General features: G+C 34.7%; 20 protein-coding genes. 7 read left to right on the forward strand and 13 right to left on the reverse strand.

Annotation, left to right across the window (positions count from 1 at the left end; all coding sequences use genetic code 11):
• Window positions 1-9 precede the first annotated feature (9 nt).
• Window positions 10-690, reverse strand: a complete 681-nt coding sequence (locus tag CSC80_RS12515) for an ABC transporter ATP-binding protein (RefSeq protein ID WP_071342093.1) — start codon at window positions 688-690, stop codon at window positions 10-12.
• 231 nt (window positions 691-921) lie between these two features.
• Here CSC80_RS12515 and folE point away from each other — a divergent pair, with 231 nt between their 5' ends.
• The 4 genes from folE to CSC80_RS12535 all read left to right on the forward strand — a co-directional run bounded on the left by folE (window position 922) and on the right by CSC80_RS12535 (window position 3,667).
• Window positions 922-1,521: a GTP cyclohydrolase I FolE gene (gene folE, locus CSC80_RS12520; protein ID WP_058102580.1), complete on the forward strand. Its 600-nt coding sequence runs from the start codon at window positions 922-924 to the stop codon at window positions 1,519-1,521.
• A gap of 85 nt (window positions 1,522-1,606) precedes the next feature.
• On the forward strand, window positions 1,607-1,906 hold the full coding sequence (locus CSC80_RS12525) for a hypothetical protein (protein ID WP_091604622.1): 300 nt from the start codon (window positions 1,607-1,609) through the stop codon (window positions 1,904-1,906).
• Between the two features lie 54 nt (window positions 1,907-1,960).
• Window positions 1,961-3,181 (forward strand): sulfite oxidase, encoded by a 1,221-nt coding sequence (locus CSC80_RS12530; RefSeq protein ID WP_099192261.1) that lies wholly within the window; start codon window positions 1,961-1,963, stop codon window positions 3,179-3,181.
• The gene (locus CSC80_RS12535) at window positions 3,182-3,667 is read left to right on the forward strand and encodes a monoheme cytochrome C (RefSeq protein WP_099192263.1); all 486 of its coding nucleotides are present in this window, start codon (window positions 3,182-3,184) and stop codon (window positions 3,665-3,667) included. It abuts the gene before it with no gap.
• Between the two features lie 65 nt (window positions 3,668-3,732).
• On the opposite strand, the gene CSC80_RS12540 is transcribed toward CSC80_RS12535, so the two are convergent.
• The 8 genes from CSC80_RS12540 to CSC80_RS12580 all read right to left on the reverse strand — a co-directional run bounded on the left by CSC80_RS12540 (window position 3,733) and on the right by CSC80_RS12580 (window position 11,924).
• Window positions 3,733-4,287: a type 1 periplasmic binding fold superfamily protein gene (locus CSC80_RS12540; protein ID WP_099192265.1), complete on the reverse strand. Its 555-nt coding sequence runs from the start codon at window positions 4,285-4,287 to the stop codon at window positions 3,733-3,735.
• A 37-nt stretch (window positions 4,288-4,324) separates the two neighbouring features.
• Complete coding sequence (locus CSC80_RS12545; protein WP_099192267.1) at window positions 4,325-6,718, reverse strand: TonB-dependent receptor; 2,394 nt, start codon at window positions 6,716-6,718, stop codon at window positions 4,325-4,327.
• 432 nt (window positions 6,719-7,150) lie between these two features.
• Window positions 7,151-7,465, reverse strand: coding sequence for a DUF6787 family protein (locus CSC80_RS12555; protein ID WP_058102587.1), 315 nt, complete (start codon window positions 7,463-7,465; stop codon window positions 7,151-7,153).
• Window positions 7,466-7,495: 30 nt separating this feature from the next.
• Window positions 7,496-7,960 carry a DUF6146 family protein gene (locus CSC80_RS12560; protein ID WP_236973385.1) on the reverse strand — a complete coding sequence of 155 codons (465 nt, stop codon included), beginning with the start codon at window positions 7,958-7,960 and terminating at the stop codon, window positions 7,496-7,498.
• Between the two features lie 64 nt (window positions 7,961-8,024).
• Entirely contained in the window at window positions 8,025-8,657 is a 633-nt protein-coding gene (locus CSC80_RS12565) for a DUF937 domain-containing protein (protein ID WP_071342101.1), read from the reverse strand.
• Between the two features lie 69 nt (window positions 8,658-8,726).
• Window positions 8,727-9,677: a D-2-hydroxyacid dehydrogenase gene (locus CSC80_RS12570; protein ID WP_099192269.1), complete on the reverse strand. Its 951-nt coding sequence runs from the start codon at window positions 9,675-9,677 to the stop codon at window positions 8,727-8,729.
• Window positions 9,678-9,724: 47 nt separating this feature from the next.
• A complete protein-coding gene (serC, locus tag CSC80_RS12575) occupies window positions 9,725-10,789 on the reverse strand; it encodes a 3-phosphoserine/phosphohydroxythreonine transaminase (protein ID WP_099192271.1) in 1,065 nt (354 codons plus the stop codon).
• 64 nt (window positions 10,790-10,853) lie between these two features.
• Window positions 10,854-11,924 (reverse strand): acyl-CoA reductase, encoded by a 1,071-nt coding sequence (locus tag CSC80_RS12580; RefSeq protein WP_099192273.1) that lies wholly within the window; start codon window positions 11,922-11,924, stop codon window positions 10,854-10,856.
• Between the two features lie 89 nt (window positions 11,925-12,013).
• Here CSC80_RS12580 and CSC80_RS12585 point away from each other — a divergent pair, with 89 nt between their 5' ends.
• The gene (locus tag CSC80_RS12585; protein ID WP_058102593.1) at window positions 12,014-12,364 is read left to right on the forward strand and encodes a 4Fe-4S dicluster domain-containing protein; all 351 of its coding nucleotides are present in this window, start codon (window positions 12,014-12,016) and stop codon (window positions 12,362-12,364) included.
• A gap of 137 nt (window positions 12,365-12,501) precedes the next feature.
• Here the strand turns inward: CSC80_RS12585 and CSC80_RS12590 are convergent, their stop codons facing one another.
• The 3 genes from CSC80_RS12590 to CSC80_RS12600 form a co-directional block, all read right to left on the reverse strand.
• Window positions 12,502-15,267, reverse strand: coding sequence for a TonB-dependent receptor (locus tag CSC80_RS12590; RefSeq protein WP_058104223.1), 2,766 nt, complete (start codon window positions 15,265-15,267; stop codon window positions 12,502-12,504).
• Between the two features lie 369 nt (window positions 15,268-15,636).
• Window positions 15,637-16,650 carry a FecR family protein gene (locus CSC80_RS12595; RefSeq protein ID WP_099192275.1) on the reverse strand — a complete coding sequence of 338 codons (1,014 nt, stop codon included), beginning with the start codon at window positions 16,648-16,650 and terminating at the stop codon, window positions 15,637-15,639.
• 57 nt (window positions 16,651-16,707) lie between these two features.
• Window positions 16,708-17,286 (reverse strand): sigma-70 family RNA polymerase sigma factor, encoded by a 579-nt coding sequence (locus tag CSC80_RS12600; protein ID WP_058102595.1) that lies wholly within the window; start codon window positions 17,284-17,286, stop codon window positions 16,708-16,710.
• Between the two features lie 201 nt (window positions 17,287-17,487).
• Here CSC80_RS12600 and ychF point away from each other — a divergent pair, with 201 nt between their 5' ends.
• Both ychF and CSC80_RS12610 read left to right on the forward strand, forming a co-directional pair.
• On the forward strand, window positions 17,488-18,582 hold the full coding sequence (gene ychF / locus CSC80_RS12605) for a redox-regulated ATPase YchF (RefSeq protein WP_099192277.1): 1,095 nt from the start codon (window positions 17,488-17,490) through the stop codon (window positions 18,580-18,582).
• Between the two features lie 108 nt (window positions 18,583-18,690).
• A complete protein-coding gene (locus CSC80_RS12610) occupies window positions 18,691-20,277 on the forward strand; it encodes a hypothetical protein (RefSeq protein WP_099192279.1) in 1,587 nt (528 codons plus the stop codon).
• 61 nt (window positions 20,278-20,338) lie between these two features.
• On the opposite strand, the gene CSC80_RS12615 is transcribed toward CSC80_RS12610, so the two are convergent.
• Window positions 20,339-20,632, reverse strand: coding sequence for a chaperone modulator CbpM (locus CSC80_RS12615; RefSeq protein WP_099192281.1), 294 nt, complete (start codon window positions 20,630-20,632; stop codon window positions 20,339-20,341).
• Window position 20,633: the final 1 nt, after the last annotated feature.

Below are 20,633 nucleotides of genomic sequence, written 5' to 3' on the forward strand. Positions count from 1 at the left end.
GGATCTTGGTTATGCTATTATTATTTCTTTGTCTACAATTTTACCATCTACCATGGTTAATTTACGATCTGCCATTTCTGCCAATTCAGCATTGTGGGTCACAATTACAAAGGTCTGACCAAACTTTTCACGAAGCTCAAAAAATAATTTATGCAGGTTGTCTGCACTTTCTGAATCTAAATTTCCACTAGGTTCATCAGCAAAAATTATTGAAGGGTTATTGATCAACGCACGGGCAACCGCTACCCGCTGTTGTTCTCCGCCCGATAATTCTGAAGGTTTATGGTCATATCTGTGACCCAGGCCCAAAAAGTTTAATAGTTCTTTGGCTCTATCTTCAGCTTCAGATTTTGGTGTCTTTTTTATAAATGCAGGTAGGCATACATTTTCAATGGCCGTAAATTCTGGTAATAATTGGTGAAATTGAAAAATGAATCCTATATGTTCATTTCTAAATTTTGCTAAATCTTTATCATTTAGTTCCGTAGTTTCAATACCATTGATCAGTAACGTACTGTCTTTTCTATTTGATTGAACGTCTAAAGTTCCCAAAATTTGTAATAAGGTAGTTTTACCGGCACCGGAAGCACCAACTATAGATACTATTTCTCCTTTTTTAATATGGAGGTCAACTCCTTTTAATACTTCTAATTCTCCGTAATATTTATGAATGTTAGAAGCTTTTATCATGAGTTAAGTTTAGTTTAGAGTTGTGATAGTTTGAAATTCAAAATTAATGAAAAAGGGGCACGTTAAAAACTGTAATTTTCATTTAGTGATCATTTAGCCCAATGTTCTGGAGCCATTATTTAAGACTATATAGCAATATGAACTATTTATGATATTTTTACGTTTGTTGATGAAAGAAATATTAAATTTGTTCAACCTAAATTTAATTAGGTTAAACATTAAATATAAAATATGTCCCCTTATAGAAATTTAGAAGAATATAATCTTGAAATTACCGATGAAGTTAAAAGTAGGTACTCATCTATTATTGATGAAATTGGTGAAGATGTAGCAAGAGAGGGTTTAGTTAAAACACCTGAACGTGCTGCAAAAGCAATGCTATTTTTAACTCAAGGTTATAAGCAAGATGCCGTTGAAATTTTGAAAGGGGCAATGTTCAAAGAAGATTATGATGACATGGTCATTATAAAAGATATTGAGCTGTATTCTCTATGTGAGCATCATATGTTGCCATTTTTTGGTAAGGCACATATCGCCTACATACCAAATGGTCATATCGTAGGATTAAGTAAAATTCCAAGAGTGGTAGATGTTTTTGCAAGAAGGTTACAAGTACAGGAAAGGTTAACGCATGATATTTTAGAGTGTATTAATAATACTTTAAAGCCTAAGGGGGTGGCCGTTGTTATAGAAGCATCGCATATGTGCATGATGATGAGAGGTGTACAAAAGCAAAATTCTGTAACTACAACATCTGGTTTTAGAGGTCAATTTGAAAAAATTGAGACTAGAAATGAATTCTTGAAGCTAATTAGTGCTAAGCTTTCCTAATTACTATCTCTGCACGTTGAGAATATTTTTTGTAAAATTTGGCATCTTTGTTGTATTCTAAAGTTAGAATAACTAATTTTTAAGTATGTCAATTTTAAAAGATAAAAAATACAAGCAACTTTTCATGGGGTTGCTATTTGATGGTATAGGTATGCTTTCTTTTGCTATACCTTTCGTCGGTGAATTTTCAGATGTGGTATGGGCTCCACTTTCTGCGTGGTTAATGACACGTATGTATAAAGGAAAAATAGGTCAAGCTGCAGGTGTTTTCACTTTTATAGAAGAAATTGTTCCTGGTTTTGATATCATACCTTCGTTTACGCTAATGTGGTTGTATACATATGTGTTCAAGCCTTCTAAAAAAGGGCGTACAATTGAAGTGTAAAATTCACCTTTATTTTTATAGAAACTCTTAACTTTAACTCAAATAACATGAGTTTTGAAGAGAAGAAATTTTGTTGCAAAATCTAGTCTAAGTGGTCTTGCCGCTTTACTAGGAGTGGATATATTTTATAAGGAATGTATGCCTTTGGGCTACACACCTGTGGCGTTACAAGAATCAGACCCATTTAAGTTATTCAATAAGGATAAAGGCATGGTCGTACTAAACGATAAGCCTTGGAATATTGAGGCTCAGGCTCATCTTTTAGATGATAGGGTAACTCCAAATAAATCTATTTTTGTTCGAAATAACGGATTGATTCCGGAAGACATAGATGTTGATACCTGGACACTTACCATAGACGGAGAGTCTGTTAAGCAGGAGAAAACATATACGTTGTCTGAGCTAAAGTCAAAATTTAAGCATCATACCTATCAATTGACCTTAGAGTGTGGTGGTAATGGTAGAAGCGAATTTGACCCGCCTGCAAAAGGAAATCAGTGGACTGTGGGTGCGGTGTATTGTGCTAGTTGGACAGGTGTGAGATTACGTGATGTGTTAGAAGATGTCGGTATTAAAGATGATGCTGTCTACTTTGGTTATCATTCTGCAGATACACATCTTAGTAGAGATCCTACTAAAGAACCGATATCTAGAGGAGCGCCCATGTCAAAAGCTTTACAAGATGAAACATTGTTGGCTTTTAAAATGAACGGTGAAGAGATTCCCTTAGTACATGGTTATCCTTTACGGGTTATTGCAGGAGGATGGCCTGCCTCGGTTTCTGGAAAATGGTTACAACGTATTAGTATTAGAAATATAGTTCATGACGGTACCAAAATGACCGGAACGGCATATAGAGTGCCTTGTAAACCCGTTGCTCCTGGTGAAAAAGTCGCGGATGAAGATATGTGTATCATTGAATCTATGCCGGTAAAATCTTTAATTACCTATCCAAAATCTGGAGCTGTTTTATCAAAGAATAAAAAATTAAGTATTAGAGGTCATGCATGGGCAGGTGAACTAGAAGTTGCCAAAATGGAATACTCTATAGATTTTGGCGCTACTTGGCATCATTGTACAATTGAAAAACCTGCAAACCGATTAGCGTGGCAGCATTTCTCAGCAGATATTTCATTTCCGCAAGAGGGCTATTATGAAGTTTGGGCAAAAGCTACCGATTCCAATGGGGTTAGTCAACCTATGTTATTGCCTGGGTGGAATCCAAAAGGGTATTTAAACAATGCTTGTCACAGGATAGCCGTAAAAATCGCATAAATGAAAAATCAGAATCATAATAAGCTAAAACGCGATTTTCAGGAATTATACAGAAAGATAATATTAGTTTGCGCTGTTATTGGTATTGGTGCAATAATTTTAGTGTATTTAATAGTTGATCCAAATTTTTCTGCATTTAAAACGGATGCACCACAAACCGAGCTGGTAACTATTCCCGAAGAGGACGATTACGATAAGATAGAAAATGGAATTCATGTACGTACCGGTTTTATAGATGCCCCGGGAATGATGGTTACCGTTCAAAACTGTACCAACTGTCATTCCGCTAAGTTGGTAATGCAGAACCGAATGAACGAAGAACGCTGGAAATCAACTATAAAATGGATGCAGGAAACCCAAAATTTATGGGACTTGGGAGAAAATGAAGCTGTAATTATTAATTACTTGGTTACCAATTACCCACCTAAGAAATTAGGTAGGAGGGCTGTACTGACGGATATTGAATGGTATCAATTTGAAGAATAAAAAAAACAAAAGCCTTTGAATTAAACATCAAAGGCTTTTAGTTTTACATGTGGTTTATATTTTTACTACTCTACCGTAACAGAAAAAGTCTGAGCAATATCTGTTTCTCCGCCTGCATCTGCTAAAGTGCCATCGTTAGGTTTTGTAGGCTCATGACGTAACGTAATTGTAATTGTTCCAGAACCTGAATCACCAGTTGTTAATTCAAATTCAATACCAATTGGGTTTCCATCTTCATCGGTATCAGAATAAGTCACTTCAGATAAAGAACCAGATAGTCCAAAGAAAAACTGGTGCTCGTCCGCTTCTTCTTCTACTTCTTCGGTAATGTCCTCTGCAGGTGTTTCCGTTTCGTTCAATAATACAATACTCCCAGTATAGGTCGTATTTGCGGATAAATTATCAGCTGTTACCACAGGAGCATTAGGTCCATCTCCATCTAAATCTTGAGATTGCAATGTTGCAGAACCATTAGCGCTAGTTAACGTAACTGTCATGGTAGTAATAATTTCTTCTTCGTTTACTACTTCTGGGGTATCGTCATCACTTGAACATGAAGTCATTACGGTTGCCATTAAACTTAGTGCTAGAACGGTTTTTAGTGTGCTGTTTCTTTTCATAGTTTTACTTGTTTTCAATTGTTAGTAATAATTATTATTAATAGTTAAAAATTAGGCGCATACTTATATTTCTGCCCATATCATCTACAAAATAACGTTGCCTATTTAGGTAGTCACGATAGTTTGTATTTAGTAAGTTGGTTGCACTTAGACCTACGGTTAAGTCATTTTTATTTTTAATTGTAAAAGATGCTTCCGTATTTATTGCCAATAGGTGATAAGCTTCGGGCGGTGTATTAATTTCCAATAATACGTTCTCTTGTTGTTGAGGAGAAAAAACCTCAATATTTTCTGGATATCTGGATTGTTCAAATACATATTGACTTTCAAGACTTATAAGAAAATTGTTCCATTTGGTATTGGTGTACGTAATGCTATTTGTAAAATTTGCAGCAGGTATATTAATTAAAGGTGTGTCTGTTTCACTATCTGTACCTTTTACCCAAGCAAACTTATGATCTGTTCTAATATTTGATGTCCAATTATTATATAAAGAAGCATCAATACCAAACAAAACTGCATTGGTCTGACGATAAGACCATACGGGGAAAGCGCCACGTATAGTAAATTCTACACCCGTAGGTTCAAGAAGTATAAAGTCTCTAATGCTATTAACAAATGGAGCAACAGAATACCCCAATTTGTTACTATTTCTTTCTAGTGAAGCTGAAAATTTAGAAGAGGTTTCACTGTTCATTCTTAAATCGCCCAATTCTATTCGTGCCGCAGAATGGTGAAGACCATCGCTAAATAATTCAGATGGGTTAGGTGCTCTTTGAGATAGGGCATAGTTAAACCGTAAATGATCTTTTCCGTTTATTTCATAATGGAAACCTAATGTTCCTGAGACGTTATGATAGTCAAAGACAGGGTTTGTTAGTAGTTGCGTACCTAAATCTTCCAATATGATATCGGCAAAATCTACATTATAACCACGTTCTTCCCAGCGAGAAGTTCTGTAGAATTTTTTAGAATCTATTCTGCTGAAATCATATCGTAGTCCGGCATCTAGCGTCCAATCGGTATCAAGTTCATAACTTCCTATTGAATACAAACCAAAATCAAATTTATCGTAATCAGGTATCAATCTTCGGACACCGGTATCTGGATTGGCAAAATTGGTTTGGAACCTTCCTAAAGCTCCAACCTTGAGATCTAAACCTTGTTTTGCATCAAATTTTATATTGGTAAGTACGGAATGTGTGGTTAAATCAAGATCTAAAGATGCTTTATCTGCATCGTCGCCTACACGTATATCATATTCGAATCTTCTGTTTTTTTGAAAATCGTATTGCAGGGTCCATTTTCCAAAACCTTCAAATCTTCTATAATAATTCAGCTTTCCTAAATGGTGGCTAACTTCTTGGTATGGTTGGGAAATATCATAAGTGAAATCGTTTACCACGCTTGGTACGTTACTATTAATGGCTGTTATTAAATCATCTATATTGCCAATATGCGATGCTCTCAATATGCCAATTTCCGAATTAAAATATGAGTAGTAACCTTCCCATCCTTGTATAAAGTCTCGTTTACCTATACTAAGTGAGACCCCACTTTCTTTAATACCTGTATTTGATAATATATAATCTGGTGCTTCAAGATCCCCAAGTCTTTTAAAAGACCCTTGTCCCTTAATATAAAGGCCTGATTTATATGATTTGGTCAATGAAGATGTTATGTTACCACCACGGCCATTTGAGGCAAGATTAAGTTGGGTTTTGCCAAACAAGGAGTCAGTTCTTATTATTGGTAAAGGTTCAAGTACAATAACACCTGCGATAGCATCGCCTCCGTACTCTATAGCGGCAGCACCTTTTATAACGCTTATATTCTGATTTGCATTTACGTCTACATTAGGGGCATGCTCTTCTCCCCATTCCATATCTTGCATACGAACGTTATTGTTCAAAATTAAGATTCTACTACCGTTTAAACCTTGTATGACCGGTTTAACTATATTTCCTCCAGTATTTAAGGTTGATACTCCGGCAATCTTTTTTAATGCATCTCCTAAACTATTACCACTGCTTCGCTCGATATCTTTAACCGATAAAATATTTTCCTGAGCGGAATTTGTGTTTTTTGGTACATCACCAACAACTTTGACTTCCTTTAATTCTTCTAGGTGATGTTCTAGCCTAATTTCTGAATAGGTATCCCCAGTAATGGTCAATGTTACAAACTTTGTTGTACATTCTGGATGCGATATTTCAAGTTCTACAACTCCGTCACATAGCTCCTTAAAGCTAAATTTTCCGTTTTGTTGGGAGACTGTAGAAAAACCTTTGCCAGTTATGTTAATAGTTGCTCCACTCAACGGACTGTTGTCATGGAAATCAACAATTTCTCCTAATAATATTGAATTGCAATCTTGAGCGTAAATAATTGTGCTACATAAGATTGCGAAAACATATAAATAATACTTCATTATATAAGTTTAGCGCTATAATAAATTGGTTGAAAAAGAAAACCAATTTTAAAATTCGGAAGGGGTATTAGGCTTGGAAGGGTGGGGGGCGACCAAAAGTAGTGTACCTGAAAAGCGTTTTAGGTACTGTAATTGAAAAAGGTATCAGTTTTTTTTCCGTGATAATAATTACTGAAGCAAATATGAATAAAAATGTGGCAACTAAAGTGTATTCAGCGTTTTGATTCTGAACTGCCAATTCACAAATACTACAATTTTCTATTGTATCTACTTTATTGTCTTGATGGGAATAGACATGAAAAGAAGTTACCTTGATCAGCATAAGGCAGAACAAAATAAATACTGAGAAATATGTAAATATTGATCTCTTCACAGCGCTAAAGTACTAAAAGATGTAGAACTGTTTGTTAAAGAAAACCCAACAAAAGTGTGTTAGAATAAAAATCCAAGTCCAATTCTTTTCAGCATTTTCTTCTCAAAAGACCAAAAAAATCTAAATTGACCAAATAACCACCCATAAATTACCAATAACACTTGATAGAAAGGGAAAATTAATAAAATTCGTAAAAACCAATACAGAGGGCTTCCCCACCAGGCAGTCGAAAAATTTTCTTGCTGAAGACCAATTAAATTTAGAAAAGGCTTTGCTACATATACAGATGATGATCCGGTGATGGCAAATACTATAAATATAATTACAAGTTGAAAATTACTGGTGATTCCCCAGCGTTCTTTTAATTTCTGCATGGCATGTATTGAAAACGCCAAATATACTTTTTATAAACGTGGTATAAAAGGGCCTAATCGCTGATTGTATTTTCTTTGGAAATAAATAAAATAATTATACAGCTTATAGTTTACTTCATAGCCATAATCAATTTGTCTAGAGTAATCTATTTGCATTTCATATAAATTTGGATTGTATCTAGCAGGCTGTAATACTCTTTGGTTCCATTCTAAAACCATTATTTGATTTCTATTTTCCAAGAAATTTTGCGAATAATAACCTTCAGGTTTTGCTATTGAAGCCAACCATATATTAAAACCAGGTTCTATGATAATAATTTCATATTCAGTTTCTTCACTTGAAATGGAAATGGTATCTCCTTCTACTTGGGTAAAGGCATTTTTTTCATCTTCGCTTATAGCTAGTGATGCGCTCTTTGTACCACAATTAAATAACAATGCACAAAAGGTCGCAGCTATAGTACCGTAGATAATTTTAAATATCTTCTTTTTCATAGAAATAAGATACAAAAAAAGCCGCTTGTATTTACAAGCGGCTTAACTATATGATTTCTAGGTGTTATTTACCGAAAAGACCTCCTAAAAGACCTCCAAGACCACCTTGTTTTTTATTGCTGCCCATTACCATACCGGCAACATCATCTAATATGCTTCCGTCACCATCAGCATCTAATAATGAAGTGATAAGGCTTTGGTTTTCTTGAGGTTGACCTCCCAGCATACTACCTAAAAGAGCGTTCATTCCTGTGCCATCACTTACATTGCTCTGCGCAGTTTGCTTACCTAAAAAGCCCATAACTATAGGGGCTGCAATTTTTAATATTTGGGCAACCGATCCGGAATCTAAACCAGATTTTGCACTTAAAGCACTTTCTACTTGTGGTTGTTTACTTCCGAATACATGACCTAAAATACCCGCACCGTCATTCATTACACTTTCGTCTACACCGCCACTAAACAAACCTCCTAGGTTATCTAAGATTCCGCCACTATGATTACTTGATAATGCACTCATTAAACCCTGAGCACCTTCTGGTGTTGAAACGTTTTTTTTCATTGCACCAAGAATTAGTGGCATTGCCATACTTAGTACATTGGCGGTTTTGTCTTCAGGCTGATTTGTTTGCCCAGCTACACCGCTAATTAATTGTTGCCCCATTGGGCTATTTAATAAATCTAATAATCCTGCCATTGTAATGGTTAATTTAATGTTTATGCTGTAAAATACGAAAAAGAGTCAATAAAATATGCTATTGAGCTCTTAATTTAGTAAAGAAATAATTTGGTCGGCCAATTCTTGTCCAATTCTTTCTTGTGCCTCTAAAGTTGCTGCACCAATGTGTGGAGAAAGCGAAATGCTAGAGTGCATTAGAATTTTAATCTCTGGTTTTGGTTCAGATTCATAAACGTCTAAACCGGCAAAAGCAACAGTGCCGTTTTCCAAAGCATCGATCAATGCAACTTCATCTAAAACACCACCCCTTGCGGCATTGACGATACCAACACCCTGTTTCATTTTGGAGAATTCAGCTTTTCCCAGAACATAGTTCTCTTGACCGGGAATATGCAATGAAATATAGTCTGCATTCTTTAGGACATCATCTTTGTCAGTGTTCTTTAGTGTGAACGTAATATTTTGACCATCATAAAAAGTAAGCTCAATGTCTGTCTGCGCTACATCTGGATCACAGTATATAACCTTCATACCCGCACCAATGGCAAGTTTAGCGGTAGCTTGACCAATGTTACCAAATCCGAATATACCTAAGGTTTTACCTCTAAGTTCCGTACCCTTTGAGTAAGATTTCTTTAATCCTTTAAAGTTACTATCACCTTCTAAAGGCATATTTCTATTTGCATCATATAAAAAACGTGCGCCTCCATAAAGGTGTGCAAAAACCAATTCTGCCACAGATTCAGATGATGCAGCTGGTGTATTTATGACATGAATATTTTTAGATTTAGCGTAATCTACATCTATATTGTCCATACCAACACCACCTCTACCAATTAGTTTTAGAGTAGGACAGGCATCAATTAATTCTTTTCTGACTTTGGTGGCACTACGTACCAATAATGCGTCAATTTTATTTTCATTGATATAGTTGCTTAATTGTTCTTGAGCAACCGTCGTCGTTAAAACGTTAAATCCAGCTTTCTCCAAAGTGGTGATTCCATTTTGGGAAATTCCATCATTTGCTAATATCTTCATATGTTTTAATACAATTTTATTGTTGTGTTCGGTATCTATTACAACAATTATCCTCTTCTTTCCATTTCGCTCATGACGTCTACCAATACACCAACACTTTCTAATGATAATGCATTGTACATACTAGCTCTATACCCTCCCACAGAACGGTGACCGTTTAATCCATTAATTCCGGCTTCTTTTAGCAAACTTTCAAAAGTGGTTTTTAAGACATCATCGGTAAGGTTGAAAGTGGCGTTCATTAAAGAACGGTCCTCTACATTGGCAAAGCCTTCAAAAACAGGATTTAGATCAATCTCAGAATAAAGTAATCTTGCCTTCTTTTCGTTGATTTCTTCTATAGCTGCAATACCACCAAGATTTTTTAACCATTCTAAGGTTAACATAGAAGTGTAAACTGCAAATACAGGTGGAGTATTGAACATGCTATCTTTTGAAATATGTATTTGATAATCTAACATTGAAGGAATTTTTCTAGATACTTGACCTAAAATTTCTTCTTTAACGATCACCAAAGTTGTCCCTGCAGGACCCATATTCTTTTGTGCACCGGCGTATATTAAATCGAACTGAGAGAAGTCTAAACTTCTTGAGAATATATCTGAGCTCATATCACAAACAAGAGGACAGTCGGTTTTTGGAAACTTCTTGAATTGGGTGCCAAAAATTGTATTGTTAGATGTAATATGTAGATAATCTAAACCGCTGGGAACTGAGTATCCTTTAGGTATGTATTTAAAATTTTCATCTTTAGATGAGCCAACTTCAACCACATCGCCAAATAACTTAGCTTCTTTAATGGCTTTATCGCTCCAAGTACCTGTATTTAAATACCCTGCTTTTTTCTCCAGTAAATTGTATGCTACCATTAAAAATTCCATACTTGCACCACCTTGTAGAAATAATGCTTTATAACCTTTGTCTTTAAGATCTAGCAGTTCTAATGCCAATGATCTTGCATTTTCCATTACGGCAACAAAATCTTTACTTCTATGTGAAATTTCAATAAGTGAAAGTCCAGAACCATTAAAGTCCATAACAGATTCAGAAGCTTTTAAAAGTACTTCTTTTGGTAAGATACAGGGACCGGCACTAAAATTATGTTTTTTCATCTTGTGTGTAATTTAAGGTTGCAAAGGTCAGAATTTTTTGAAGATTTTTCTTTACTATCGCTATTTAATTCTTAGAAGTGTTCAATAAGAATGCTATGGTGTCTATACCGTCGGCATAGTCGTTTAGCATTGGTTTTTGGGTGTTTCCAAAAGAAATTTCATCTTCTGTAAAACCAGATGAAACAATACATTGTAAGTTTTCTTTATTGTCCTTAAGCTTCTCTTTTAATGTTGACTCATCTTCGTAGTACTCGTAAAACAATGAAGCTATTGGCGAACCAAAACTTTCCTCTTCTTTTAAAATCAAAAAACCATTATCCAATATTTTAAACTCGCTCATTAAATAAACTGCTTTATTATAATCGTAGTTATTGGCGTATTTATGGTGGTTGATAATGCTATTGTACGGAAACATTGCTTTGAAAAAAGTGTCAATATTATATTCTTTTGGGAGGTATATTTTAGATACGCTTCTACACCCTAAACCAAAATATCTAAAAATATCCTCTCCTAATGCTGTTAGTTCTTCTTGGGATTCCTTTCCGGATAAAACAGCCACAGAATTTCTATTTTTACGAATAATATTTGGTTTTTTACCGAAATAATACTCAAAATAACGTGCCGTATTGTTACTTCCAGTCGCAATTACAGCATCGTAATGATCAAGTTTTTCTTTGGTAAATATTACTTTATCCTTTAAAGAAGGTTCAATGTCAATTAAAAAATCAATGAGAAGTGGAATTAATTTTTGATCATTGCTTGATAGTTTTACTAAAGCTTTATTGCCGGTAATTAAAACGCATAAAAGATCGTGAAACCCTACTAAAGGAATATTGCCAGCCAAAATTAACGCTACAACCTTTTCATTGTTGGTGCTAAGGTCGTAGTTACTCAGCCAGGCTTCAATATTTTCTTTAGAAAGTACTTTTCCCCATTCTTTGAAAGCATGGGTACAGTTTTCTTCCGTAAACCAGCCATTGTAATGATGTGCTCGTTCTATTTCTGATTTGAAAGAACTTACCCATTTGTCATTTAAATGATCAGAAATGGTGTTTTTGTCTATTAATTCACAAAAAGTTCTTAGAAAATTTCCAAGTTTAACAAAAGCTGTTATCGTAAGGTTGCTATGGGCCATTATATTTGTATACTAAATAGGTAGGAATTACCTTTGTGCAAAAATAAGCATGCCCGTTCTTTTTTGGGCATTTTAATGTAGAAGAAATTATGGCAATTATAATAACTGATGAATGTATAAATTGTGGGGCTTGTGAACCAGAATGTCCAAACACTGCAATTTATGAAGGAGCAGATGAGTGGAGATATAGTGATGGTACATCTTTAGAGGGCAATGTTGTTTTACCTGATGGAAAAGAAGTTGACGCGGGTGAAGTACAGGAACCTATTAGTGATGAAGTGTATTATATAGCTCCAGATAAATGTACCGAGTGTATGGGCTTTCATGAAGAGCCACAGTGTGCAGCTGTATGTCCGGTAGATTGTTGTGTGCCAGATGATGACCATGTTGAAACAGAGGAGGTTTTATTGGCAAAGCAACGCTTTATGCACCCTGAATAAATGAGGGGGTAATTTTTAGAATATAGCTATCATAAAAAATATATTCTGAATTAGATTTTATTATTACTTCTTGATGAAATAAAAAAAAGCTACCTAAATCAATAGGTAGCTTTTTTATTAAATAAACTAAATCAAAATCAAAACTTGTAATTTAAAGATAAGTTGAACATGGTTCCTAATTGGCTAAAGTGGTATCCATCATACGTCATTTGAGAATAACGTTGGTTGAAAGTAATTAGGTTAGATTGGTTCTGAGTCTGAGCTGGATCTGCCAAGATAGCATCTCCTGCAGCATTTTGAGAAACAAAACTCCATTCTGGTAATACGTTGAACAAGTTGTTAATGTTTAAGGCTATAGTTAATTTATCTGTAGCGCTATAATTAACTCCTAAATCCGTAACTACTTTTGGATCGAATTCTGTACCTAAATTAAAGTTACCATTTGCATCAGTGCTTAAACCTTGTTGAAAGAAGCTGGTTTTACCGAATAATGTGTTATTCAATGAAAAACCGAATTTATTGATGTCATAATTAGCTCCTAAAATCCACTTTGTTCTAGGTCTTGATGTAAAGAACAAGGCTTCTTGCGTTTGGTTAACTACAGATTGACCAGAATTTGCTACTAAGGCGATATCCTTTACAGGACCGTCTAGTTCATTCTGAATTGTATAGTTACCAGATAAGTTCAAATCTAAGCTGCCTTCTCCAATTTCAATTCCTTTGTAGGCAAGTACCACATCTACACCAGAGGTTTTGGTGTCAATTGCGTTAGAAAAGAAACTTACATCGCTTAAGTTGTTGTTCGCCAATAAAACGTCTAATGCGTTAGTAGCGTCGCCACTAGGACCTATTTCATTACCTAATACAATTCTATCTTTTACTTTAATGTTGTAATAATCTAAAGTATAGCTGAATTTATTAGCGATTTTTCCACCAAAACCTATAGTAAAGTTTGTAGATGTTTCAGCATCTAATTGAGGTATACCCAAAAGTTTTGCTTGTGTAGACACGTTGTTGATCAGACCACCAACTTGAATACCTTGACCCGGTACAAAGCTGTACTGTGCTTTTTGAGTATAAATTTGGTGTAGGGTAGGAGCTCTAAAACCAGAAGAAATAGAACCTCTCAATGTAAATGCATCACTAAACTTGTAACGAGAACTAAACTTATAGATGAACGTATTTCCAAAATCAGAATAGTTTTCCGTTCTGATAGTACCACTTAGTAAAAATGCATCAGATACATCGTAGTCTAAACTTAAATATCCACCAATGTTGTAACGATTGAATTTTCCAGAGTTTTGAGGAGATGCTCCTGCAAATGAATCTGCACCACCACCGTCATAAGAGGCAAGTTCACCTTCTATAATTTCAAAAGTTTCTGTTCTAAACTCAGCACCAACACCAATACTTACTTTGTCAGAAAGTAATCTTGAGATATCAATGTTACCAACATTATGGGAAAATCTAGTTCCTCCCGGATCAAAAGACTGCTGGCTATTTTCTCTATATAATTCTGAGCCTTCAGTAATTTCACCGTCATCAACAGAGCCATTACCATTAGCATCTATAAATACAGATGGAGAATATACAACATTTCTATTGTGGGTATTGTTTACCTTATAAGTTTGTAAGTTGCCACCGGTTGTGAAGCTTGCATCAACATTCCAATCATTAATAGTTGATTTAAATCCTATTGTTGCATTATAATCACTTAATAAACCTTCAAATGTTGGTAAATAACCATCATATCCGCCGGCTGTATTTGGGTTGTCACCTGGAAAGAAATCAGCTAGATAAGGAAAATCATCAACTGTTCTCCAATACGGTGTTCTGTAGTTGGCAAAACTATTTACAGCTTTGTAGACATATGCAGCGTTACCATATAAAGTGGTGTTTTCGCTTAAGTCATAACCTAAATTTACGGAGAATTTTGCAGCAGCGGTTTCTGGAGAACCATTTATGTTACCAGCATCTGGACGTCTTGATAAGAATTCTTGCACATCTGCAATATCGGCACCAAAATCAGCAGCTTCACCAGCAGCATTAACAGTACCTGGTCTATTTGCTTGATTTACTTTAGATAAATCCAATGTATAATTTACAAAACCTTTGTCTTCACCTATGGTAGAACCATTATTGATTGCTACACCGAACATTTCACCATCACCTTCGGAAGTAATACCTGTTCTCAACGTGGCAGAACCTTCATTTGGAGAATCTTTTAGAATAATGTTCATTACACCCGCAATAGCATCAGAACCGTATTGAGCAGATGCTCCATCTCTAAGAATTTCCACTCTTTTAATCGCATCTGTAGGTATTGCCGAAATATCAGCACCGGTTTCACCACGACCTGGGGATGTTTGAGTGTATAATAATGCACTTAAGTTTTTACGCTTTCCGTTTATTAATATCAACGTTCTACTTGGTCCCATATTTCTTATCTCATAAGGATCCAATAACGAAGTTGCGTCATTTACAGGTGTCTGTACCGTATTAAAAGATGGTATTCTGTATTGTAAAGCTTTGTCAAAAGTAGCCTGACCGGTAGAGGTCAATTCTTTAACGCCAACAACATCAACAGGTAAAGGTGTATCTGTATTACTTCTAGGAGCGGTTCTAGACCCAACAACAATAAATTCATCTAGGGCTACACCTTCAGATAATTGAACATTAATTACGCTTTTGCCAGCTGTAGACACTTCTTGGGAAGCAAAACCTATATAGCTAAAAACTAATTTGGTGTCATTTTCAACATTAATAGTGTAATTACCATCAAAATCTGAAGTTGTTCCGTTTGTGGTTCCTTTTTCTACGATGTTCACACCTGCTAAAGGCATTCCTGAATCATCGGTTACCTTACCTGTAATGCTATTTTGAACCTTAGTGTTCAATGTCATGGCAGATATACCGTTTGTACTAGAGTTTAGTCTTAAAACCTTAGCTCTTTGTGGTTTTTTATGATAAACTACATAGTATTTGTTTCCTAAATATTCAAAATCGAAACTAGTTTTACGTTCTAGTTTATTTATGATTTTATCTAAAACAGGGAACTTATATTCCTCAGGGTTTAAACTGGTAGAAGATACCAGAGTGGGGTTGTAAGTAAAATACACTTCGTGCTTTTCACTTATCTCGTTTAAAAACTCACTTAAAGTGATTTTTTCTTTGAGTTTTTCAGACGCTATCATGCTAATACTACTAGTACATAGTAGTGTTGCAAAAAGCAATCTCTTTATTTGTTTTGTTCTCATAAATAAATAGTTTAGTTAATAAATAGGGTTTTCTTGTACGCGTAAAATATTTCCTTTGTTAATAATTCTTGTTCCTGTAGCCTTCTCTATGGCAGCTATACATATATTTAAATTCTGATTGGGAATACCACCGGAAATGGGTATTTCTTTTAAATTTTCAGCTGAATACTGTACTTCTAGACCATATGTCAGTTCTAAATTGGTCATAACATCTTTAAGTGGAATTTCATTAAAGGCGTATGTACCGCCTCTCCATAAAGCATATGGGGTTTCAGTATTTACCCTTTTATGGAGTAATTTTTTACTCTCGTTTGAAAATGAAACCATTTCGCCCGGTATCATTTTTGCCACTTCACCATTTTTAAATTCTAAATGAATGGAACCCTCGTCAAGAACTACGTTTGTTTTTTGTTTTCTGGTATTCACATGAAACTGTGTGCCCAAGACTTCAACCTTAAGGTCATTGGTAATTACCCAAAACTTGGCATTTGTACTTGGTATGGGTTTAACTTTAAAATATGCTTCACCCTTTAAGTTCAACAGGCGTGGATTATCATTGTTATATGAAATTTCTGAGTTGCCATTAAGTACCACAGATGTACCATCAGGTAGCTTTAGATCAATTATTTCTCCGTAATTGGTTTTATGTACAGTGGTGGAATGTTCGTTAAAATATGTAATGCTGCTGTAGCTTATAAGAATCAAAAGTACTGCGGCAGCTGTAGAGAATAATACCGTGTTCAATGAGCGAACTTTCTTCATTTTTTTTGTTGAAGAATCGTCAATATCAATTTTATCTAAAACCTTTGATAGCGCATGATCAACATCGATGTTGCTAGGGTAGTCTTGATTGAAATTAATACCCGTAATTATAGATTTTGCATTATGAACTGTTTCTATATGTTCTGGATTGTTTTGTATCCAAGAATTCCAATAGGAGACATCGTTATTGTTTAAGCCTTTGGCCCAGTTTTCAAAAGACGCATCGTTTAGAAAATAATGTAGATCGAATTTGTGCTTCTTGTTCATTTAGTAAGGTATTCCATTTATAAGAGATTTACTTCTTAAAAATATACCCTATTAAATTCAATTTTTTTTCAAAATATTTTTAATCTGTTGATTTTCAGATACTTTTCTTAGTTTTGATAAGGCTTTTTGAAGTACGTTTAAAACACTTTGGTAGTTCATATCCATAACTTCAGCAATATCGGAACTTTTCATTTCGCTGTAGTATTTCAAATAGAGTACCTCTTTTTGTCTAGGGGATAAATTATTAATCAGTTGTGCTAAGGTAGACGTGCATTTAAAATGCATCTCTTGGTGAATTGAAATTTCTTCGGCAGAAAAAGTAAAATTAGATTTAAATAGCTGTGCTTCAGAAATTGGAACGTTCTTTTGATTTTTTTGTAATTGTTTGATCAACCTTCTTTTGAAAGATACAAATAGGTAGGCTTTAAGATTCTTAATCTCATTTTGTTTTTCGCGTTCTTCAAATAGTTGAATGAAGAAGTTTTGCAGACAATCTTCGGTTATTTCTCTGTTGTTACTAAGCTTTAAACCGTACACGTGTAACTGAGGATAGTATTTTTTAAAAAGGAGACTAAAGCCGTTTGCTTCGCCCTTTTTAAAGAAATACCATATTGTTTCATCTGAATGAAGTTCCATATATTTTCACATGTTCTGCTGACAAAGTAAGAAATATTTCTTAAATAATGTTAAATACGCTCAATTTAAGTATCGTTTAGCTAAATAATTTGAATTATATTTAATTTAATCGTATGTAATTTAACAGATGTGTTAGATTTAAAAATGAATGAAAATTGTGTTGGTAAAAACTATATTTGCACTCTTGAAATATTATAAATTATGAAAGCAGGTATTGTAGGGTTGCCAAATGTTGGTAAATCAACACTTTTTAATTGTTTGTCCAATGCTAAGGCACAAAGCGCAAACTTTCCGTTTTGTACAATTGAACCTAATATTGGCGTGGTTAATGTCCCAGACTCAAGGTTAGAGAAGTTAGAGGAATTGGTAAACCCAGAAAGAGTGTTACCTGCAACTGTAGAAATTGTGGATATCGCCGGCTTGGTTAAAGGTGCTAGTAAGGGAGAAGGTTTAGGGAATCAGTTTTTAGGAAATATCCGTGAAACGGATGCAATTCTTCATGTATTACGTTGTTTTGACAACGATAACATAGTTCACGTAGACGGTAGTGTTGATCCAATTAGGGATAAGGAAACCATAGATATGGAACTTCAGTTGAAAGATTTGGAGACTGTAGATAAGAAATTGGAAAAAGTAAAAAGAGCCGCAAGAACGGGAAATAAGGAAGCTCAAAAAGAAGAAGCTGTTCTATTGGCCATTAAGACAGGTCTAGAGGCTGGTACCTCTGTAAGGGCTATCGAAATTGAAGAGGAGTTAAGGCTAGAATTTGTGAAACCGTTACAGTTTATAACCGATAAACCGGTAATGTATGTTTGTAATGTGGATGAAGAGGCAGCGGTTAATGGAAATGCGTATGTAGAAAAGGTGAGGGAAGCAGTTGCGGCAGAAAATGCAGAGGTCATATTCTTGGCTGTTGGCACTGAGGCTGACATTACCGAATTGGAAACATATGAAGAGCGCCAGATGTTTTTAGAAGATTTGGGCTTGGAGCAACCTGGTTCGGCAAAATTAATTCGTGGAGCTTATAAGTTATTAGATTTGGAAACCTATTTTACCGCAGGGGTAAAGGAGGTACGTGCATGGACAATTCCTGTTGGTGCAACTGCACCACAAGCAGCTGGAGTTATACATACCGATTTTGAAAAAGGTTTTATTCGTGCAGAAGTTATTGCTTATGATGACTATGTTGCCTTTGGGAGTGAGTCAAAAGTGAAAGAAGCGGGTAAAATGAGAGTTGAAGGTAAAGAATACATTGTTAAAGATGGTGATGTAATGCATTTCCGTTTTAATGTGTAAGAGGCTACTGATGTTAATTGGCGATTAATTTGATTGTTAAGTCTGTTTTTTAGTTAGATAATTAGTTGATTTGTTTTCTTTGAATAAATTAAAATTTTATCTATCTAAATGCAGAAGTTTAAAAAATTATTACCGCTTTACTTTATTATTTTATGTACAATTAGTTGCTCGGATTCTGAATCGGATGATTTGGGCACAGATGAATTTGTAGAGTTAGGAATTCCGGAGTTGACTACTAATATTGCTACGAATATTACTGATAATTCAGCTGTTTCAGGGGGTGACATTTCTGATGACGGAGGTGCGGAAATAATATCTAAAGGAGTTTGTTGGAGTGTTTCTTCAACACCAACAATTGATGATTTTATAACATCTGATGGTACTGGCGCAGCAGATTTTACAAGTGTAATTGATGGGTTGGAACCAAATACCGAATATTTTGTGAGGGCTTACGCAACCAATATTGAGGGTGTGGGCTATGGGAATGAAATAAGTTTCACTTCAATTGAGCCTGGACCTATTGCCAAAATTTTTAATGGAGATGTAATTCTTACTTCACAACAGGAGGTTGATGAATTTGGAGCCGTCGGTTATACCCAGATTTCAGGAAATATAACTGTTCAGGATATAAATTCACCTTCATCTATTGAAAATTTAAGCCCATTATCAACCATTTCTTTAATTAAGGGATCTTTAATAATTAAAGAAAATCTTTTTTTACATGAAATAACAGGTTTTGATGCCCTGGAGAATATTGAAGGTAGTTTAACCATTATTGCAAATGATAATTTGGAATCCATAAATAGTTTTGCCAATGTATTGTCAATTGGTGATGACTTAGAAATTTATGGCGTTAATAATGGTTCAGGTACAATTGATGGATTTGGCAATTTAACAACAATTGGTTCTAACCTGACAATACAGTTAGCATCGGGTGTTGAAAATTTGTTGTTTTTTGAATCATTACAAATGGTGAATGGTTCAATTTTTATTTCGTTAATGGAGAGTTTAACGAGTTTAAACGGATTGGAAAAATTAAACACCTTATTTAGCTTAAGGCTAAATGCTAATAATTCTCTATTGTCTCTGTCTGGTTTAAATAATATTTCCAATATTGATGAGGCTTTAATGATTTCGGGTAATAGGTCTCTTGAAGACTTGAAAGGTCTAGAGTCACTGACAACTATATTAAACGGAGATTTGAATGTGAGTAATAATGTTAATCTTATAAACCTGGGTGGACTTAACAACTTAGAGTCAATAGGCGGAAAACTTACAATATCAGGAAATGACTTACTTGAAAACCTTCAAGGCTTAAATAGTTTGGAGATAACTGGCGCTGGAATCGATTGTATTTTATGTGTTGGAACAATTGAAATACAATCCAATAATGCTCTTTTGAATATAGATGCTTTGGAAAACTTGAACACTGCCTGGAATGCAGATATTATTGTTGAGTATAATGAAAAACTAGAAAATTTAAATGGTTTTCAAAATCTATCTAATATTTTTAAATCATCTGGTGGTTCAAGTATATTTGGCGTAACATTAAGTCAAAATTCTAATTTAAATGATGTCTGTGGTCTAAAAAACTTATTCGATTCCAATCAGGGCAATTATTATCTTGATGGCTTTGGAAATGGAACAATATTACCGGAAGGAGAAGCAAATTCCTTGTTTCGAATGTGTGAATAACTTTGTAGTATATAAGTTTTGTAATATAAAATAACGCTGTAATGCATTTCCGTTTTAACGGTTAATGTTCATATATAGTCAGGCGATCTCGTAGCATTTTTAATTCTTGCTCCAGTCGGTTGACTTTTTTTATCATATGATTAATGGTGTCTATTCCTTCCATGTTAATACCAAGGTCATTTCTCAATCTGTAAATGCGTTCTATTTCTAATATGTGATGTGGTAACACATAATTCTTGTTGTCAATTTCCTGAATTTCAATCATTTCAAACTCTAACAAGTCATCTATGAACTCTAAGGGAGTTTGCGTTTGTTTGCAGTATACTTCTATTTGTATATAGTTCTCTTGATCCATA

Source organism: Maribacter sp. 6B07, assembly GCF_002700155.1.
GTDB classification, from domain to species: Bacteria; Bacteroidota; Bacteroidia; order Flavobacteriales; family Flavobacteriaceae; genus Maribacter; species Maribacter dokdonensis.

Coding starts and splice junctions, on each gene's coding strand:
- serC (WP_099192271.1), bottom strand. CDS start 10,789: ATGAAAAAACATAATTTTAGTGCCGGTCCCTGTATCTTACCAAAAGAA.
- ychF (WP_099192277.1), top strand. CDS start 17,488: ATGAAAGCAGGTATTGTAGGGTTGCCAAATGTTGGTAAATCAACACTT.
- CSC80_RS12580 (WP_099192273.1), bottom strand. CDS start 11,924: ATGGCCCATAGCAACCTTACGATAACAGCTTTTGTTAAACTTGGAAAT.
- CSC80_RS12600 (WP_058102595.1), bottom strand. CDS start 17,286: ATGGAACTTCATTCAGATGAAACAATATGGTATTTCTTTAAAAAGGGC.
- CSC80_RS12525 (WP_091604622.1), top strand. CDS start 1,607: ATGTCAATTTTAAAAGATAAAAAATACAAGCAACTTTTCATGGGGTTG.
- CSC80_RS12560 (WP_236973385.1), bottom strand. CDS start 7,960: ATGAAAAAGAAGATATTTAAAATTATCTACGGTACTATAGCTGCGACC.
- folE (WP_058102580.1), top strand. CDS start 922: ATGTCCCCTTATAGAAATTTAGAAGAATATAATCTTGAAATTACCGAT.
- CSC80_RS12585 (WP_058102593.1), top strand. CDS start 12,014: ATGGCAATTATAATAACTGATGAATGTATAAATTGTGGGGCTTGTGAA.
- CSC80_RS12545 (WP_099192267.1), bottom strand. CDS start 6,718: ATGAAGTATTATTTATATGTTTTCGCAATCTTATGTAGCACAATTATT.
- CSC80_RS12570 (WP_099192269.1), bottom strand. CDS start 9,677: ATGAAGATATTAGCAAATGATGGAATTTCCCAAAATGGAATCACCACT.
- CSC80_RS12535 (WP_099192263.1), top strand. CDS start 3,182: ATGAAAAATCAGAATCATAATAAGCTAAAACGCGATTTTCAGGAATTA.
- CSC80_RS12540 (WP_099192265.1), bottom strand. CDS start 4,287: ATGAAAAGAAACAGCACACTAAAAACCGTTCTAGCACTAAGTTTAATG.
- CSC80_RS12595 (WP_099192275.1), bottom strand. CDS start 16,650: ATGAACAAGAAGCACAAATTCGATCTACATTATTTTCTAAACGATGCG.
- CSC80_RS12515 (WP_071342093.1), bottom strand. CDS start 690: ATGATAAAAGCTTCTAACATTCATAAATATTACGGAGAATTAGAAGTA.
- CSC80_RS12565 (WP_071342101.1), bottom strand. CDS start 8,657: ATGGCAGGATTATTAGATTTATTAAATAGCCCAATGGGGCAACAATTA.
- CSC80_RS12555 (WP_058102587.1), bottom strand. CDS start 7,465: ATGCAGAAATTAAAAGAACGCTGGGGAATCACCAGTAATTTTCAACTT.
- CSC80_RS12590 (WP_058104223.1), bottom strand. CDS start 15,267: ATGACATTGAACACTAAGGTTCAAAATAGCATTACAGGTAAGGTAACC.
- CSC80_RS12610 (WP_099192279.1), top strand. CDS start 18,691: ATGCAGAAGTTTAAAAAATTATTACCGCTTTACTTTATTATTTTATGT.
- CSC80_RS12615 (WP_099192281.1), bottom strand. CDS start 20,632: ATGGATCAAGAGAACTATATACAAATAGAAGTATACTGCAAACAAACG.